Consider the following 17,174-nt stretch of genomic DNA (forward strand, 5'->3'; position numbering starts at 1 on the left):
CAAAATTACATACACTTCAGAAAACATTATTGAGTGACTATTACTTGTAATATACTTACCACCTTTATTCCACAAAGCATTTACCACACTTCGGGTAATGTACCGATACCCCTACCCATGACGCCAGAAGTGAGTACGCCGGTCCGGTCTACGCGTGGTCGCGGTGACTGCGTTCCGACCACGCGGAAAACTGCTGGGGTCGCCCGATAGCAACAACAAACTATGACAGATACAAACGAAAAAATGCGCAGCCTGTTCCTGGCCGCGATCATGGTGTTCTCGGTATTCGCCATGACGACCGGCTTCGCGGGCAGTGCTGCTGCTGCATCCAATTTGAACGCTGGGACATTCTACAGCGGTCAAGAGGTACAGTTTACCGCAAACAACGCCAATACTGATTATGAGGTTCGGACCGTCGATCAGAGCAGTGACAATGATCAAGTCGGCGCGCTCCGCCGGACGGTCAACTCTGGCGACAACGAGGTTGTCTCGTTCGACCTTGACGGACGCCTCAGTGAAGGCGATTTCGTCATCCAGAACGGTGAGACCGGCGATGTCGTCAACCTGAACACCGGGGGCGAAGAAGATACTGCGAATGACCTCAAAGCCCGTAACACGTTCGAAGTCGTCCCGCAGGACCTGACCGCTGACTTCGACGACAGTTCCGTCGGCACGGAGGGCGACTCGGCTGAAGTCGAGTTCGAGATCGCGTCCGATGTCCGGAACGGATACGCGGTCAACATCTCGTCCGATAACCTCGACCGGGACGAACTCTCGGACATCTTCACTCGGTCGGGCGATCTTTCCGAGGACGATGTTATCGACGACCCGGACACCGAGAAGGATGACCTCGTTGGTATCAACGACGACGACCGCGATGCTGCCGAAGACGAGTTCTTCGCTGACACCGAGAAGATCCAGATTGTCGCCGACGCGGCGGAAGGCGAATTCACGCTGGACTTCACGGATATCGACGAAGGTAACTACACTGTCGAGACTAGCGTAGTTGACGCCAACGCCTCGGATTCGGACGACATCGAGGTTGTTGACACCGGTGACGACCAAGCGTCCTTCGAGGACGGCGTCGTCTCTGAGGAACGCGGTGACGTGGCGAACATCAGCATCCAACTCGACAACACCGACGAAGCGACCGTGCAGATCGGTGACAAGGATGACGACAACTACTTCGCTATCGCCGAAGTGACTGACGACAACGAAGACGGCGTAGCACACGTCAAGTTCAACACCTGGAAAGCTGGCGCCACCAGTGTCGCCGCCGATAACGTCATCACCCCTGGTGACGACGAAACCACCGTCGATTATGCTGAACAGCATAACTATGGTGACTTCGGCGATACAAACGCCGGCCAGGACATCCTTGAGGCGACGGACTACGACATGCTCGTCGTTAATGGCCACATTGGCGTCGAAGCTAATGAATCGGAGAACGCAGAGGTTGAAAACGAGGACGACGTCGGGACGCTCTCCCTCGGAGAGCGGTCCACTGAGAACGTCCAAGTGTGGCGCGCTCCGAGCGACGCGTACGGTGACGAGATCAGCGATCTTGAATCCGATGAGACTGCACCGATCTACGACCTGATCGAAGCCGGTAACATCACGCAGACCGACGAAGCAGCGATCAATGATGTCAACGATGACATCATCGTCCAGGTCGAGGCATCCGGTCTCGAAGGTGTGCTCAGCGATGACGGTGATATCGACACGAGTACCTACGGTGACGCATCCGGCGCCGAGACCGACAGTGACGGTGACCTAACTGATAATCCGTTCCAGCTCGGGTTTGAGGATGATGACCCTGGCGCAAACACTGATTCCGATATTACGGACATCAGCGACGCCGTTGCCAATGATGAATACAAGGTCATCTACGACGAGGCCAACGACACGCACTTCGTCGCCATCGACGGAGCGTCTCTCTCTGACGCAGATAATGGTGGTCTTGACCTTGAAGACGAAGACGAGTACGCGGCAAACTTCACTGTCTACGACCAAACCAGTGACCTTGTCGACGACGACGACGACAGCGAAGTCGTCAACGACAGCGTTGAGTTCCTCGACGCCGAGGCGACACTGAACAACGACGACGACATCACGCTCCAGGCTGCTGCTGGTCAGCAGCTCTCGGGGACGACGAACGTCGCACCCAGTACCGAAGTGACGGTCCGTTTCCGCAGCCAGTCGAGCAGCAGTCCGTTCCTGCTCCAGCCGGAGACAGCCGTCACGTCGAACGGTACGTTCACCGCAACGGCTGACTTCAGCGAACGTAGCCCTGGAACGAACTTCACGGCACAGACCCGTTCCAACGGGAATGACATCGGTGACGACATCGGTGGCACGCTCGTTGACAGTCCGACGGCCACCGTGAGCATCAGCGATCAGGAGTCCGACGGTAGTGAAGTCACGGTTGACAGCGTACAGCTGTCCAGCGGTGGCTTCATCGCCATCCACGAGGGTGACGCAGGCGGCGATGTCATCGGTAACTCCGACTACCTCAACCAGGGTAGCCAGGAAGACATCACGATCACGCTCGACGAGCCGATGGACGAGAACTTCACTGCGGTTGCGATGCCGCACCTCGACACCAACGGCAACGAAGAGTACGAGTTCTCCGGCGGATCCACTGACGGTCCGTACACTGCCAACGGCTCTGCCGTGACGGACAGTGCGAACGTGACCGTCTCCGCTGAGGAGCCGACGGACACGCCCGCGGACACCGACACGCCCGCAGACACCGACACGCCTGCGGACACGCCCGCGGACACTGACACGCCTGCGGATACGCCCGCAGACACGGACGAAGCGACCACCACCGCTGCAGACGGTCCCGGCTTCACGGCAGTCCTGGCGCTCGTCGCGCTGGTCGCTGCTGCACTCCTCGCCGTCCGACGCAACAACTAACCGGAACAGCTCCGGTCCCTGAACACCGTTCTTTCTTTCGCGCGCTACGTCGATAGCGGCGGCGCTACCGACAGGCGGTCTGACGACGACACCGCACAGTAGCGCAACGACAAAACATATACGACGGTTTGGCTTACGTACGGGCAATGAGTAAGACAGTCCTGCAAGCGGGCGTCGATATCGCTGGACTGTCGTTTGACCCGGTCACAGTCTCCGAGCCGCTGATGTGGCTCGTCCTCGCGGCATTTCTGGGAAGCGTCGCCGTCGCCCAGTACGACGCACGGCTGGCCCGTCCCGTCGGGACGGTCGGCTGGGTGCTGTTTGCGGCGTACTGGCTCGTCCTGGCCCCCCATTTCATACTGATACAGAAAAGCGTCGTCGAGGGGCTGGGGAGCGTCATCGCGGTGCCGCTGTCGCTGTACACCGGCTACCTGCTCTGGAACGGCCGGGAGTCGCTGCTGGTGTTGACCCGGGCTATCGGTATTATGGGCGTCATCTACGTCCCTTTCCTCACTATCGGCCCGCTCCGCCAGACCATTATCGAGGTCGTTACCGACCAGGTCGCGTTCCTGATGACGCTGGTCGGCCATGACCCGGTGGTCGTCGACGGACTCTCGTACAACGGCGTCGAGATCACGTCGAAGCAGTACCCCTACGAGAACACGTTCTGGTTCGACGAGACTGACCGCCCGATAACGTACACCATCATCCTGGCGTGTACAGGTATCGGCAGCATCTCAATTTTCGCCGGCGGGATACTGGCGGTCGCGGCCCCGTGGCGGCGGAAGCTCCGCGTGCTGGTCGCTGCTGTCGGTATCATTTACGTGCTGAATCTGATCCGGAACCTCGGGATCGCGCTGGCGTTCGGCCTCCAGAAGGCCCAGTTCTTCCCGGAGACGGTCATGACGTTGTTCGGTCTCAGCGACGCTCAGCTGGTGTCGTACTACATCGTCGACCGGATGCTCGCTCAGTTCGGGTCCGTCATCGTCCTCGTCGCCCTCACGTGGGTCCTGATGCGGGAGCTACCGGAACTCACCGTGATTGTCGAGGACCTCCTGTTTCTGGTGACTGGCACGGAGTACGACCTCGGGACAGCATTTGACGAAAACCAGTCTGAGCCAAACACCGCGACACCCGGCGACGACTGAACTGCGCCGAAGGACCAGCCGACGCTATTCTAGATCGGCCCCAGCGAGTGACTCTAAGGCGTCGGCTTCGAGCGGGTGTAGCGAGCCGGGGATTACGAGGAGGTGCAGTGGCTCCCCGAACGATTGGGTGGCGAGTTCATCGAGCGTATCGGCGACCACTAGCGGGTCCGGGCTGCCGGCCCTGGCGACGACGACGCCGAGCGTGTCCGGGAACGACTCCGACAGCAGGTCGGCGGCGTGGCTGGCGGTCATGTACGTGTCGTCGCTGTCGTCCCAGTGGGGATCGTCGACCTTGATGTCCAGATACACGAGCGTATGCAGGTCCCGGTCTCGGTTGTCCTCGATGGTGGCGACGACGCTATCGGGAACGCCGTCGCCGCCATGAGCGTCCTCGAAGGGCAGCGTCGTGGCCTTCCCGAAGCGGTAGTTCTGCAGGCCAGTCAACGATCCGGCGGCCGTCTGCGCAGTCGTCCCGTGGACGATTCTGGTTTCGATGCCGCGGTCGGCAGCTCGAAGCCGGAGGTCGGTGTGGGTCGTCGATACCATCGTATCGCCGGCGGTACAGAAGACGACATCTTCGCTCTCAGCGGCTGCAAGAATCGGCTCTGGGTCCTGCTCGATTCCGGCCCGGTCCCGGATTTCGATAGTCGTCTCCAGCGCGTCCTCCAGCGTTTCGAGGTCGGTCCCGACCAGCCGGCTCGTGTAGAACTCGGCGAACACGCGGTCGGCGTCCCGGATGGCGTCGCGGCCGGCGACCGTGACCGAGCGCTCGTCGTAGAGGCCCAGCCCGACGAATGTGAGCATATCCGGTGTGGGTCGCCGTCGGGGATAAAGGGCGCGAAGCGTCAGGCTTACCGCCCGCGGTCGGGGAGAGAGTGTATGGGCGTTCCCTGCGTTCGCGTTCCCCGCGAGGCCGGTGAGGAGACGCGCCAGCGCCTCGCCGAGGCAAACCTCGTCGACGACGGCTACGACATCACGGTCGTCGAGGGGCAACTGTACGTCCCCGTCACTGACCCCACAGCGGTGCCGTCGGACCTTACCGTCGTGGAGTTCGACCCGCCGGTTCGGGAGGGCCAAACGATGCCTGCCGACGGGCTCGACTTCGACCCAAGCTACGAGCGCATCGGCGATGTGACGATCATCGACGAGGACAACGACGAACGGGCGCAGCTGATCGCGGATGCGATCATGGACTCGGACCTGCCGGTGCGAGCCGTGCTGAACCGCGCGTCGAAGATCAAAGGCGAACAGCGGGTCCGTGACTGGGACGTGCTGGCTGGCGACGGAACGGAAGTCACCCATCGGGAGTACGGCTGTACGTTCGATCTCGACCTCGCAGAAGTGTATTTCTCGCCGCGACTGGCGACGGAGCGCCATCGCGTCACTGAGCAGGTCGTAACGGGCGAGCAGGCATTCGATATGTTCGCCGGTGTGGGTCCGTTCGTGATCCCGTTCGCCAAGCGCGGGGCGACCTGCGTCGGCACCGACATCAACGAGACGGCGATAGAGTATCTCCGGGCGAACGCGGAACGCAACGGCGTCGCCGACCGCGTGACCGGCATTTGTGGCGACGTGCGCGAGGTCGTCGACAACTACGAGGGGTGGGCCGACCGTGTCGTGATGAATCTCCCCCATAGCGCAGACGAATTCCTTGAGACCGCTGTCCGATTGGCGGGCGAGGAGTGTGTCCTCCACTACTACGACATCCAGCACGAAGAGGACCTATTCGGTCCCGGCGAGCGAGCGATCAGGGCGGCCGCGGAGCCGGTCTACGACGTGACGGTCGAGACGAGACACACCGTCCGGTCGTACGCTCCGAAAGAACACAACGTCGTTCTCGACGTTCGGCTGACACGCACGGACCGAACTGCTTAACGATACGCCTTGCGAATATATCCAACCGGAGTATGTACACGATACTTGTCCCCGTCGACGCGGACGAAGACCGCGCCCGCGGCCAGGCCGCTTTCGTCGCGGAGCTACCGGCCTCCGATACCGAGATCAAGGCTATCATCACCCACGCCCTGACCAAGGAGGAGGCGGAAGCGCCCGAGGAAATCCGCAACGTCGAGCGCATCTCCACGGTCCGTCTCGTGCGTGACTACCTCGGAGACCACGATGTCGAGGTCGAACTGGCCGAGGGCCAGCAGCCGCCTGCGGACGGCATCACCGACCTGGCCGACGAGTTCGATGTCGACCAGATCGTTATGGGGTCCAGAAAGCGGTCGCCGACCGGAAAAGCGGTGTTCGGGAGCGTCTCCCAGCAAGTCCTGCTTGAGGCGGATGACCCGGTCACCGTCGTCGGGTCCCGAGCGGAGTGAGAACGTCCCCCTCGGTGGCCCCGATTCGCAATCCTTATTGCGGTTATGCGTCCAAACAGTGATGTACGCGAGCGACGCGCCGGTGTAGCTCAGACTGGCAGAGCGAATCCTTCGTAAGGATTAGGCCGAGGGTTCAAATCCCTCCACCGGCTTTCTACTGGAACAACACGAGTAGCGACAACTGTCCGGTGTCCCGCGTCCACACGGGCACCACCGAAGCGACCGATAAAAGCCCGTCTCAGGGCGTGATGACCGCGCGGCCGTCGATCTCTCGGTCTTCGAGTTTCTGTGCAACGGTGTTCACGTCGTCGAGGTCGTACCGGGTCGTGTGGAGGTCGACCGCGCCGCGGTCGACGAGCGCGACCAGTTCCTGGAGTTCGGTGTACTGGCCGACGATGTTGCCCTGATAGGCGAACTCGCCGTTGACGAGTGCCTGCGCGGGTTCGTGGATGTGGCCCCCGTACCCGATGATGTGGTGGTCGCCGCCCGCGGCACAGATGTCGGGTGCGAGTGCCGTCGTCTCGTCGGCCCCGACGAAATCCAGTATCTGCGCGGCTCCGACACCGTCGCTGATGGTCTCAACCTCGCTGGCTACGTCCTCGCTTTCGGGATCGATGGTGTAGTGCGCACCGAGGTTCGCTGCGAGATCGCGGGCGGACTGTTTGATGTCGACGGCGACGAGGTCGGCGGCACACATCGCATCGAGGCACTGGAGACCGATGTGGCCGAGGCCGCCGATACCGATGATGACCGCGGTGTCGCCGGGATTGAGCCCGTCGACGGCCTTCTTCGCTGCGTGGTAGGCCGTGATGCCGGCGTCGGCGTGGGGTGCGATATCCGCCGGGTCGACGCCCTCGGGCAGCGGAATCACCGACCGGTCGCTGGTCAGCAACTGGTCGGCGAAGCCGCCGTCGGTCGTCAGGCCGTTGAACGCGTCGTTCTCGCAGTACATCGTTTCGCCCTGTCGACACGGGCGGCAGGTCCCACAGGTCTGGACCGGGTGACAGATGACCTGGTCGCCCGCAGAGACGATATCAACGTCGTCGCCGGTCTCGACGACTGTTCCGGCGTTCTCGTGGCCCAGTGTCATCGGGAGCTCCTGTGGGACGTACTCCTCCCACATCCCCTCGATTATGTGATTGTCAGTCTGGCACCAGCCGGCCCCTTCGACCTCGACGATGACATCGTCCCCCGACGTGACCTGTGGCGCATCCACCTCGTCTATCGAGAGCCCGTTCGACATGTCATGCGTGTATTCGTGAAGTCTGGCTGCGCGCATCGTTCTGTGTCCGGGCGAAACGGCAATAAACGTACAGTATAAAAAATCGAATATATCGACCGCCAGTGTTCTGGTCTGCTATCGTCGGCGGAGTTTAGTCCCGACGGGCCAACAGCGCAGCCCCGAGCAGTGCCACGACGGCGACAGGAATCCCCATACCGGGGCCGAAGGCCGACGATGGCGCGGGGCTGGTCGCGCGAATCGGTTCGTCGACCGGTTCGTCGGACGCGTACTCCCAGACAGCGGTGTCGTTCCGCACGAGGTCGGCGTTCGAGGACGTGATGTCGGCGGGCATCGTCAGTCGGTACTCGACGGCAACGCCGTCGCCGAAGGCCACGTCTGACTCTTCATCCGCAGTGAGGAACGTTCGGTCCTCGTAAGTGACGTTTCCATCGCTGACATTGGTCGACACGTCGCTTTCCGGGCCGGGGGTCCAATTCGTGAACGTCAGGGAGAGCGTGACGTTCTCGCCCTCCAAGTTCTGGTCGTACGTGTGGTTCTCCATCCGGCTGGTGTTCACGTCGGCCAGGAGATACCCTTCGATTGAATCATACCCCTCCTGCTGGGCCTGGCTCTGGAACCCGTCGTACACTGACGGGGACATCTCGAGCGTCAGATCGTATTCCGAGACCGTGCCGTCGGCAGCGACCGTCGAGTCGACGGTGGCTGTCACACAGCCCGACAGGACGACGAGGACGGCGAGACCGATTGCAGGGATCGCTTTTCGCATACGTGTTCGAATCGGATCAGGCAGGATAAGCCTTGTTACCCGCAGATACGCCGTTCAGTGTGTGAGGACCAGCAGTTGATCGTCGGTCCGGACCAGACAGAAGGGCGAATCGGGGTTTCCGAACGTGTTCGTCCGTTTCTCGCTGATAAAGAGCGTCTCGAACTCGTTGCCACAGGCCGGACAGCCGAACCCCGATCGGTTCGACAACGTCATGGTCCCGCGGTCGTCTTTCAGGAGCTTGAGCCCGTGTCGGTACTCGTGGACATCGAAGCTCCCGCTGACATCTAACTCCTCCATGCGTGTGCACACGCGTCGGCCGGCAAAAACTCGTCGGCGACTTACACCAGATTCGCGCCCATGTACAGGACGACGACGAGGAAGATCCAGACGATGTCGACGAAGTGCCAGTACATCGAGGCCGTCGAGACGGACGTGTGTCGCTCAGCCGAGTACTGGCCGTAGTACGAGCGGACGAAGACGATGCCCAGCAGGACGGCGCCCATCGTCACGTGCAGGCCGTGGAGCCCGGTCAGGCCGTAGAAGGCAGAGCCGTAGATACCGCCGGTGATGGTAAAGCCCTCGTGGACGATGAACTCGTAGTACTCGTACACCTGGCCGCCGATGAAGACGATGCCAAGCAGCAGCGTCGCACCCAGTAGCTGCATGAACCGGCTCCGGTTCCCGTTCCGGAGCGCGATGTGACTGAAGTGGAGTGTCACCGAACTGACGATCAGGATCAGCGTGTTGATGATGACCAGCGAGCCGAACACGTGCGGAATGGACGCCTGCGTCCAGACTTCGCCGCCGCGAACGATGAAGTAGTAGACGAAACCGGCGCCGAAAGTGGCGATCTCTGTTCCGAGGAACAACAGCATCGCGAACTTCAGCGTCTTATCGGAGTGATAGTCCGTGCCGCGTTCCCAGAAGTCCGAGACGAAGGCGTGGTAGAGCCAGCCGTAGAGGCCGACCAGGAAGATACCGACGCTCCCGGCCGTCGCTCCCGCCCCAACCGTCTGGCTGACAAGTGCGTTCTCGCCCATCGAGAGCACGAACAGGGCCGCGCTGACGTAGATACCCGACGCGCCGATCGCCGTCACGAACGGCCACCAGCTGGCCTCGCCGAACCCGTGGGGCCAGTCCTCCGTCGCCGGGAGGTGATGCTCCCCGTGCCCGTCGTCCGCGTGTTCATCGGAGACACTCATACTAGCCACCTTACGAATGGAATACTAAAAGCCCATCCAATTCTCCGCGGCGTGTCCCGCCACTGGCCCGGTGTCTGGCCGGGCGACTCGCGGACATCCCGGAAGCTACACGGGGGCGAAGGCCCAACTGCCGACGATGACATTCGGGAGGCGTCACAGGGCCGCGCTGGCGGTGTGTGGGCTGGGACTGCTGGCCGCGACGGGAACGGCGAGTGCCCACGGCGGCAGTCTCGCCGGCGGCGGTCGGGAGTCACTGACCATCCCGACGTGGCTGTTCCTGAGTACCGGCGGCGCAGCCGTCGGTGCGTCGTTCTTGCTGGCCTCGTTCGTCACCGACCGCGCCTTTATTGAGCGTATTCACGGCTGGGGGCGGCCGCTGTCGGGTGAGTTCGAGCGAGTCCTGGGACTCGTTGGGCAACTCATCGGAGTCGTCGGACTCGCCGCGGTTCTCGTAATCGGCTTCGTCGGCCCGACGACCGCCCGGACGAACCTCGCAATACTGCTCGTCTGGGTCGGCTGGTGGGCGGGGCTTGCGATGACGACGTACCTCCTTGGCAACGCCTGGGCGACACTCAATCCACTGAAAACGCTCGCCGACCTCCTGCCGACGCTGGACCGGTCCTATCCCGACCGCGTCGGTTCCTGGCCCGCCGTCGCCGGGCTGCTCGTGCTGGTCTGGCTTGAGGTCGTCAGCCCGCTGGCCGACCAGCCGCGACTGCTCGCGTCGGCCGTCGCCGGCTATTCCGTGGTGACGCTTGCGGGCGCGCTCGTGTTCGGCCCCGACGACTGGTTCACCCAGGCTGATCCCGTCGAACGAGTGTTCCGCTACTACGGCCGGTTTGCGCCCATCGGCCGCGGCGAAGACGGGCTTCGGCTTCGGCTCCCCGGCATGGACCTCTCGACGCCGCGGCTGGTCGACGGCCCGGACGAAGTGGCGTTCGTGGTCGCCTTGCTGTGGGTCACCACCTACGACGGGCTGGTCACGACGCCCGCCTGGCGTGACCTGACGACGCCACTCGTCGAGCCCGGCGTCCCGCCGCACCTCCTGTATCCGGTCGCACTCGCAATCGGCTTCGGCTTCTTCCTCGGCGTGTACCGGCTCGCGGTCCGGCTCTCCAGTGACATATCAGACACGTACCTCACCCCGGCAGTCCTCGCTCAGCGGTTCGCACCGCCCCTTATCGCTATCGCCGTCGGCTACCACTTCGCGCACTACCTCGGGTACTTCCTCGTACTTGCGCCCTCGCTGGCCGTCGCGCTCGCGTCGCCGTTCGCCGACCCGGCGACGGTGCCGACCCTCGAACTGCCCGAGTGGTTCGGCGCGATTGCGCTCACGTCGGTCATCGTCGGCCACCTGGTCGCCATCTGGGTGGCCCACGCCGCAGCCTACGACCTGTTTCCCGCGCGGCTACAGGCGATCCGGTCGCAGTACCCCTTCATTGCGGTTATGGTGTTCTACACGATGACGAGTCTCTGGGTTGTCTCCCAGCCGGAGGTAGCACTACCACACCTATGACTGAGACAGTAGCAACCACGGACGAGCAGCCAGCATCACCCAGCGCCACCGAGGAGACCTACGACGTACCGGCTGACGCGGAGACGTACGACTGTTCATACTGTGGCCGGCCGTTCGCCCGCGAGGACTGGCTCGCGCTCCACCGCGGGTTGGCCCATCCCAACGACCTCGACGACGCGGAAGTCGAGGCCTTCCGGGCGGCCCACGAGGACGAGGAGGAGTCGCTTGCGACGTTCCGCCTCCAAGCGCTTGGCGCGCTCGTGCTCATCTACTTCGGTCTCCTGATGATATACGCGCTCGTGTAGACGACGCTTCCCTTCCTCGCCCGTCTGCTGCCCGCGCCGACACCAACAACAGGTGGGAAGCGAAGCGTTGATGGGTCGGAGGGGACCAAACTGTGGGTATGGACCTTCGCGTTATCGACAAATCCGACACGGAACTCTCTATCGAAATCGCCGGTGAGGACCACACCTTCATGAACGTCATCAAGGGGGCGCTGCTGGAAACCGACGGCGTAACCGCGGCGACCTACGACGTGAACCCGGAGCAGTCAGGCGGCCAGACGGACCCGGTCCTGACCATCAAAACCGAGGAGGGCGTCGACGCGCTGGAGGCCCTCGAAGACGGGACCGACGCCGTCATCGAGAAGGCAGACAGTTTCACTGACGCGTTCGAAGCCGCCGCGTAATTTTAACAGAGGACGTACGTGACGAACACGCGTTCGTCCGGGCCGACGTGGATATCGAGGCCGATCAACCCGGCGTCCGACCGCTGAATCCGATTGCCCCGCTCGATGTAGTTGTCGACGAGCGCGGTCGCCAGCGCCGTCTCGTTCTGGAACTGGTTGACTGACTGTGGCGTCCGGTCGTAGGCAACCTCGTAGCTGACAACCGCCGGACGGCCACAGGGGAGTGGGAACCGAGAGACACCGTCTCGCGTCGGCGGCTCCGCGTTGTCGTACCGTGCGTCGACGCGGCCTTTGTTGTAGTAGGCTGCGGCGTCATCTAAGGTCGCGTTCCGCGAGACCGTCCCACCGCCGACGCCCGACCGCCGAACGTTATATACATCGACGTAGGTGTCCTCGGCCTCGGCGAGCGAGAGCGAGTTGACCGTCTCACCGCTCCCGGCGGGAGACGCAATCGACGGCGGCCCGGCGGGGGTATCGGCGGCAAAGCCCGGGAGCGTGATACCACCCACCGCGCCGAGGACGATGAGCCCGAGCAACACCGCAACAGCGGCGTAGCCGATCACGTACTTCGTTTCGACGACCTCCAGCCAGCCGGTTTGAATTTCATCGAGCGGGTCCTCCTCCGGCGGCCCCGTCCGCCGCTCGAAGTTGCTGCCACCGCAGCGCTTGCACGGCGGGGAGTTCTTCTGGTGCTGGCGGCCGCAGTTCAGACACACCCATCTGGGGCCGCCTTCGACGACCTCTTGGTTGACCTGCGTGACGGCTTCCTCGAAGGTGCCGTGGCCGCAGTTGTCACACGGCGGGTCGTCTTCCTCGTGGGGTTTGCCACACCACTCACACCGCCATTTCATTGGTGGCTCTCCGTGTTGGGCGAATAAAACAGGCCCGGTGCCGAACCGGAGTCGGGCGGATTCGGCGCTTCCCGTGGGGCAGGGATACGCCCCCGTCCTCTCGGTCGAGCAGTCACAGAGCCACTCATCGGGACAGACTCACACCTGCGTTACGTTCGACCGGTCGGCTTTCTGCCTGCCGAGGGATACCCAATCGCTGGCAGCGAGAACTGGTAGTATTCGGTGAGACGCGGAGAAAACCGAGACAGCCGAGACTGCGGGAGAACTGCACCATACAGGGAGCGTGACAGGTATGTATATTTAATATTGCTACGTTAAATCGGGGGTGGCCTTCCAATCCCCTTGCTGTCCAGATACCCTGTTTCCACCGTGTTCTGCCTCGGCTGCCCTCGCTCACTGTGTTCGCTGCGGGCACCGCTCCGTTGAAAACCGTGGGCGAAAAAACCGGCCCGCACTCCGGTCGGTTCGGCACGTTTTACAACCGAACGGGGATTCCCTTGCTGTCCAGATACTCCTTGGTCTCGGCGATGGAGTACTCGCCGAAGTGGAAAATCGAGGCGGCGAGGCCGGCATCCGCGCCGGCGTCGACGAACACTTCCTCCATATCTTCCGGGCTGCCACATCCCGAGGAGGCGATGACTGGCGTCGAGACGGTGTCACAGACGGCTTTCATCAGCGGGATATCGTAGCCGTCCTTGGTCCCGTCGGCGTCGATGGAGTTGACGAACAATTCGCCAGCGCCCCGTTCCTCCGCCTCGGTGGCCCACTCGACAACATCCAGCCCGGTCCCCTCGCGGCCGCCTTTGACCGTACACTCGAACCAGCAGGACTCGCCGTCGACCTCGGCGTAGTACTCGCCCTCGTCGTCGAAGCGCCGGCGGGCGTCGACGGAGATGACGATACACTGGCTGCCAAAGGCTGCCGCGCCCTCGTCGATGAGGTCCGGTTCGGCGATAGCGCCGGAGTTGATCGAGACCTTGTCAGCGCCGGCCCGCAGCGTCTCCTTGATGTCGGCGCGGGTGCGGATGCCACCGCCGACTGTCAGCGGGATGAACACTTCGTCGGCGACCGCCGAGACCGTATCGAGCATCGTCTCCCGACCCTCGGCAGAGGCCGTGATGTCGAGGAAGACGAACTCGTCGGCCCCGGACTCGTTGTAGGCCTTGGCCATCTCCACCGGGTCGCCGGTGTACTCAAGGTCCTCGAAGTTGACTCCCGTGTAGACCGCCGCGTCCCCGTTCTCGTCTACATCCACGTCGATACAGGGGATAATCCGTTTCGTGAGCGTCATCAGATACCTGTGGGTTCGCAACAACGCCGTTTGACCGTTTCGACTGGTGCAAGTGTGGGGCCGGCGGCAATCCGACAGCTACACGTAGGCCGCTCCAGAACCAACGCCCATGGCAGACGACCACCACGAGGAGGACCGACCGGACTACGACCCTGAACACGTCGAACTCCCCGCAGGAGAACCGCCGCTTCGGTCGACGGCCCCCCAGAGCGACTTCACGATGTCGCAGGTCGGCACGGGGCTGGGCGTGCTGCTAGTCGGACTGGTGCTTACGTTCGGCATCGCGTTGGCGCTGGCCTGACTCTTGGGTCGCTTTTCTCGTCGCAGAATCGGACTAGTATAAAAAAAGTTCGTCGCCTCGCTCAGGCCAGTTCGTCCTCGATGACAGAGCGCAGATCCGCGATGTCCGCGGCGTCGTACTGCAGTGTTTCGTTGTTGACGGTGATGTCGAGCCGGTTCGAGCCGTTGGCCTCGCCCAGTTCCGTCACCGGGGCGACCCCGTCGAAGGCCTCCCGGACAGCCGCCGGGTCGGTCGTCTCGAACACGACGCGGCCGGGCCGCTCGTTGAACAGGAGGCGTTTCCGGGTTCCACGCTCGACAGTTTCGATGTCGACCGACGCGCCGGCGTCTTCATGAACCATCTCGGCCAGCGTCACCGCGAGGCCGCCGTGGCTCACGTCGTGGCTCGCCAGCACGTGGTCGGCGTCGGCGACTTCGGCAACGGTCTCGATGAGCCCTGTCGAGTCCGCCGGGAGTTCGGGGAAGCGGTCGGTGCCGCCGAACTGCGCGGTGTACTCGGAACCGCCGAGTCGCGGGTCGGCCTCACCCTCCAGCGCGGTGTCGCCGACGACGACGAGCGTGCCCTCGCCCGAGAGCGACAGCGGCGGGGCGTCGTAGCCTTCCTTGACGCCGACCAGCGCGAGCGTCGGCGTGGGCGGAATCGGGCCGTCCTGGGAGTCGTTGTACAGCGAGACGTTCCCGCCGACGACCGGCACGTCGAGGTCGCTGCACATGTCCGCCAAGCCATCGACGATGCCCTTGAAGCCGCCGTACACGTCGGGTTTCTCGGGGTTGCCGCCGTTGAGGCAGTCCACGGCGGCGTGGGGCGTCGCGCCCTTCGCAGCGACGTTTGTGGCGTTTTCCAGTGCAACGGCGCGTGCACCCTCGTACGGCGCGGCGTCGGTCCAGTTGGGGTCCGCGCCGGCCGAAAAGGCCAGCCCGGTCCCGGCTTCGCGGATGGCAAGCAGCGCGGCGTCGTCGCCGGGCAGGACGCTCGTGCGGACCTGCACCTCGTGGTCGTACTGGCGGTACACCCACCGCTTCGAGGCGCAGTTCGGGCTCCCGATGATTTGCTCGAAGGCTGCATCAAGTGACACTGTCGGCAGGTCCCGTTCCTGTTCCGGCGGCGCTTCGCTGGGCAGGTCGTTCATCGGCGCGCCGTCGCCGAGGAACTCGGCCGCGACATCGACGACGGTCTCGCCCTCAAAGGTGCAGACATAGTTCGTGCCCGGCTCGGTGAGTTCACCGATGACCGAACAGCCCAGATCGAAGCGCTCGGCGAGTTCGGCCACGCGGCCGACGTTTTCGGGCGCGACCTCGTACACCATCCGCTCCTGGCTCTCGGCGAGCAGGTACTCCATGGCGTTCATGTTGGGCTCGCGCTCGTGGACGCGGTCGAGTTCGATGCGCGCGCCAAGGCCGCCCTTGGCGACAAGTTCGGAGGAGGCCCCGCCCAGCCCCGCCGCTCCGAGGTCACGCGCGGATTTGACGAGGTCCTCGTCAAGCAGCGCCTCGTTGCATTCGATGAGGAGTTTCTCGGAGTACGGGTCGCCGACCTGAACCGCGGGTCGATCCTCCGTTTCTGCGTCCTCAGCGAGGTCCTCGCTGGCGAAGGACGCACCGCCCAGTCCGTCCCGGCCGGTCGCGTTGCCGACGAGGACGAGCTTGTTGCCCGACTTCTGGGCTTTGGCGGTGATGGTCCGCTCGGGCTCCAGCAGGCCGATACAGGAGACGTTCACGAGCGGATTGCCCTCGTAGTCGTCGTGGAAGGCGACGCTACCGGCGACAGTCGGGACGCCGATGCAGTTCCCGTAGTGGGAGATGCCTTCGACGACGCCCTCGAAGAGATAGCGGGAGTGTTCCCGCTCGAAGTCACCGAAGTACAGGGAGTCAGCCAGCGCGATGGGGTACGCCCCCATCGACAGCGTATCGCGGACGATACCGCCCACGCCCGTCGCCGCCCCGTCGAACGGGTCGACGTAGGACGGGTGGTTGTGGGACTCGACGCCCATCGTGATGTACATTTCCTCGCCGTCACCGTGGGTCGGCAGGGAAACGACGGCGGCGTCGTCGCCGGGACCGATGACGACCTGGTCGCCCTCGGAGTCAAACGCCGACAGCAGGGGGCGAGAGGAGCGATACGCGCAGTGTTCGCTCCAGAGGTTCTCGAAGAGAGCGGCCTCCGCCCGTGTCGGCTCCCGACCGATCTCCTCGACCACGAGTTCGTGGTCCGCGTCGGACAGGCTCATTACCTCTCCGTGGCCGCCCGCAGGATAAGTCCCTTTCCATGCACCCGCGCTGGAAGGCGCTAGCGACGAGCGCGTTTGATCTACGCCGAGGCCAGCGGTGGAGCGTCTCCGTCTCCGTTGGAGTTCGACAGTACAATCTCAAATATGAATTTGTTAGAGGGTGGAAATAGAGCCCCTCCTGATTTGATAAATTACGCGTTATTAGCGCACTCAATTCGATTTTAGGGACCATTAGGAATATCCTAATTCGTGTATAGTGCCAAAATCTTTGTCCAGTCTCAGATTAGATAATAGGGTGTCGGGATATATGTGGGCGCCGTGCATATCCTGTGATAATGGCTGCTGCCGACATCGACTGGCTGACGCTAGAGGGGAGTTCCTTCTCGGGTCGGTCCTTCTCCAGCGTGTGGGCGGTGGCACTGGCGACGTACGGCGTGGGCGATGTCGTGACTACGATCGCGATTGTCTACTTCGTCCCGACGTTCACCGAGGCGAACCCGGCGATTCGGTGGGCGATTCAGTCCTTCGGCGGCGGCGGCTTCCTCGGGCTCAAACTGCTTGTCATCTACTGCTGTCTCGGCGTGAGCATCTGGGGCGGCGTACTCGACGAGGATCCGCTGCTGTACTACGGGCCGCCGGTACTCCTGACAGTGATGGGGCTCGGTGTCACCGGCTTCAATCTCAGTCTGCTGTTCTCCTGA

17 protein-coding genes and 1 tRNA gene are annotated in these 17,174 nt (G+C 63.1%); 10 read left to right on the plus strand and 8 right to left on the minus strand.

The features are described from left to right. Positions 1-222: 222 nt before the first annotated feature. Complete coding sequence (locus Harman_RS12920) at positions 223-2,919, plus strand: DUF7282 domain-containing protein (RefSeq protein ID WP_137684205.1); 2,697 nt, start codon at positions 223-225, stop codon at positions 2,917-2,919. A gap of 146 nt (positions 2,920-3,065) precedes the next feature. Beyond that, positions 3,066-4,067, plus strand: coding sequence for an archaeosortase A (gene artA, locus Harman_RS12925; RefSeq protein WP_137684206.1), 1,002 nt, complete (start codon positions 3,066-3,068; stop codon positions 4,065-4,067). 24 nt (positions 4,068-4,091) lie between these two features. Here the strand turns inward: artA and dph5 are convergent, their stop codons facing one another. Continuing rightward, entirely contained in the window at positions 4,092-4,871 is a 780-nt protein-coding gene (gene dph5 / locus Harman_RS12930; RefSeq protein WP_137684207.1) for a diphthine synthase, read from the minus strand. Between the two features lie 75 nt (positions 4,872-4,946). Between dph5 and Harman_RS12935 the strand changes: the two genes are divergently transcribed. The 3 genes from Harman_RS12935 (at position 4,947) to Harman_RS12945 (ending at position 6,540) form a co-directional block, all read left to right on the plus strand. Continuing rightward, positions 4,947-5,942: a class I SAM-dependent methyltransferase gene (locus Harman_RS12935; protein WP_137684208.1), complete on the plus strand. Its 996-nt coding sequence runs from the start codon at positions 4,947-4,949 to the stop codon at positions 5,940-5,942. A 32-nt stretch (positions 5,943-5,974) separates the two neighbouring features. After that, positions 5,975-6,388, plus strand: a complete 414-nt coding sequence (locus tag Harman_RS12940) for a universal stress protein (RefSeq protein ID WP_137684209.1) — start codon at positions 5,975-5,977, stop codon at positions 6,386-6,388. Positions 6,389-6,466: 78 nt separating this feature from the next. Beyond that, positions 6,467-6,540, plus strand: a tRNA-Thr gene (locus Harman_RS12945). 86 nt (positions 6,541-6,626) lie between these two features. Here Harman_RS12945 and Harman_RS12950 read toward each other — a convergent pair. The 4 genes from Harman_RS12950 to Harman_RS12965 form a co-directional block, all read right to left on the minus strand. Beyond that, positions 6,627-7,667: an NAD(P)-dependent alcohol dehydrogenase gene (locus Harman_RS12950; RefSeq protein ID WP_137684210.1), complete on the minus strand. Its 1,041-nt coding sequence runs from the start codon at positions 7,665-7,667 to the stop codon at positions 6,627-6,629. 94 nt (positions 7,668-7,761) lie between these two features. After that, positions 7,762-8,397, minus strand: a complete 636-nt coding sequence (locus Harman_RS12955) for a PGF-CTERM sorting domain-containing protein (protein WP_137684211.1) — start codon at positions 8,395-8,397, stop codon at positions 7,762-7,764. Between the two features lie 54 nt (positions 8,398-8,451). After that, positions 8,452-8,694: a DUF7385 family protein gene (locus tag Harman_RS12960; protein ID WP_137684212.1), complete on the minus strand. Its 243-nt coding sequence runs from the start codon at positions 8,692-8,694 to the stop codon at positions 8,452-8,454. A 41-nt stretch (positions 8,695-8,735) separates the two neighbouring features. After that, complete coding sequence (locus Harman_RS12965) at positions 8,736-9,599, minus strand: cytochrome c oxidase subunit 3 (RefSeq protein ID WP_137684213.1); 864 nt, start codon at positions 9,597-9,599, stop codon at positions 8,736-8,738. A gap of 136 nt (positions 9,600-9,735) precedes the next feature. Between Harman_RS12965 and Harman_RS12970 the strand changes: the two genes are divergently transcribed. From Harman_RS12970 to Harman_RS12980, 3 genes are all read left to right on the plus strand, one after another. Beyond that, positions 9,736-11,115: a hypothetical protein gene (locus tag Harman_RS12970; protein WP_137684214.1), complete on the plus strand. Its 1,380-nt coding sequence runs from the start codon at positions 9,736-9,738 to the stop codon at positions 11,113-11,115. After that, positions 11,112-11,420 (plus strand): DUF7410 domain-containing protein, encoded by a 309-nt coding sequence (locus Harman_RS12975; protein WP_137684215.1) that lies wholly within the window; start codon positions 11,112-11,114, stop codon positions 11,418-11,420. Before Harman_RS12970 ends, Harman_RS12975 begins: the two co-directional genes overlap by 4 nt. A gap of 98 nt (positions 11,421-11,518) precedes the next feature. Beyond that, positions 11,519-11,803 (plus strand): DNA-directed RNA polymerase subunit L, encoded by a 285-nt coding sequence (locus tag Harman_RS12980; RefSeq protein ID WP_137684216.1) that lies wholly within the window; start codon positions 11,519-11,521, stop codon positions 11,801-11,803. Between the two features lie 2 nt (positions 11,804-11,805). Here Harman_RS12980 and Harman_RS12985 read toward each other — a convergent pair whose 3' ends face one another. After that, positions 11,806-12,654, minus strand: coding sequence for a hypothetical protein (locus Harman_RS12985; RefSeq protein ID WP_137684217.1), 849 nt, complete (start codon positions 12,652-12,654; stop codon positions 11,806-11,808). Positions 12,655-13,129: 475 nt separating this feature from the next. Continuing rightward, positions 13,130-13,945 (minus strand): imidazole glycerol phosphate synthase subunit HisF, encoded by an 816-nt coding sequence (gene hisF / locus Harman_RS12990; RefSeq protein WP_137684218.1) that lies wholly within the window; start codon positions 13,943-13,945, stop codon positions 13,130-13,132. Positions 13,946-14,054: 109 nt separating this feature from the next. Between hisF and Harman_RS12995 the strand changes: the two genes are divergently transcribed. Further along, positions 14,055-14,246 carry a DUF7550 family protein gene (locus Harman_RS12995; protein WP_137684219.1) on the plus strand — a complete coding sequence of 64 codons (192 nt, stop codon included), beginning with the start codon at positions 14,055-14,057 and terminating at the stop codon, positions 14,244-14,246. 61 nt (positions 14,247-14,307) lie between these two features. Here the strand turns inward: Harman_RS12995 and purL are convergent, their stop codons facing one another. Continuing rightward, positions 14,308-16,473, minus strand: coding sequence for a phosphoribosylformylglycinamidine synthase subunit PurL (gene purL, locus Harman_RS13000; RefSeq protein ID WP_137684220.1), 2,166 nt, complete (start codon positions 16,471-16,473; stop codon positions 14,308-14,310). Between the two features lie 335 nt (positions 16,474-16,808). Between purL and Harman_RS13005 the strand changes: the two genes are divergently transcribed. After that, complete coding sequence (locus Harman_RS13005; protein ID WP_137684221.1) at positions 16,809-17,174, plus strand: hypothetical protein; 366 nt, start codon at positions 16,809-16,811, stop codon at positions 17,172-17,174.

The sequence above is a fragment of the Haloarcula mannanilytica genome, assembly GCF_005406125.1.
In the GTDB taxonomy this organism is placed as follows: Archaea; Halobacteriota; Halobacteria; order Halobacteriales; family Haloarculaceae; genus Haloarcula; species Haloarcula mannanilytica.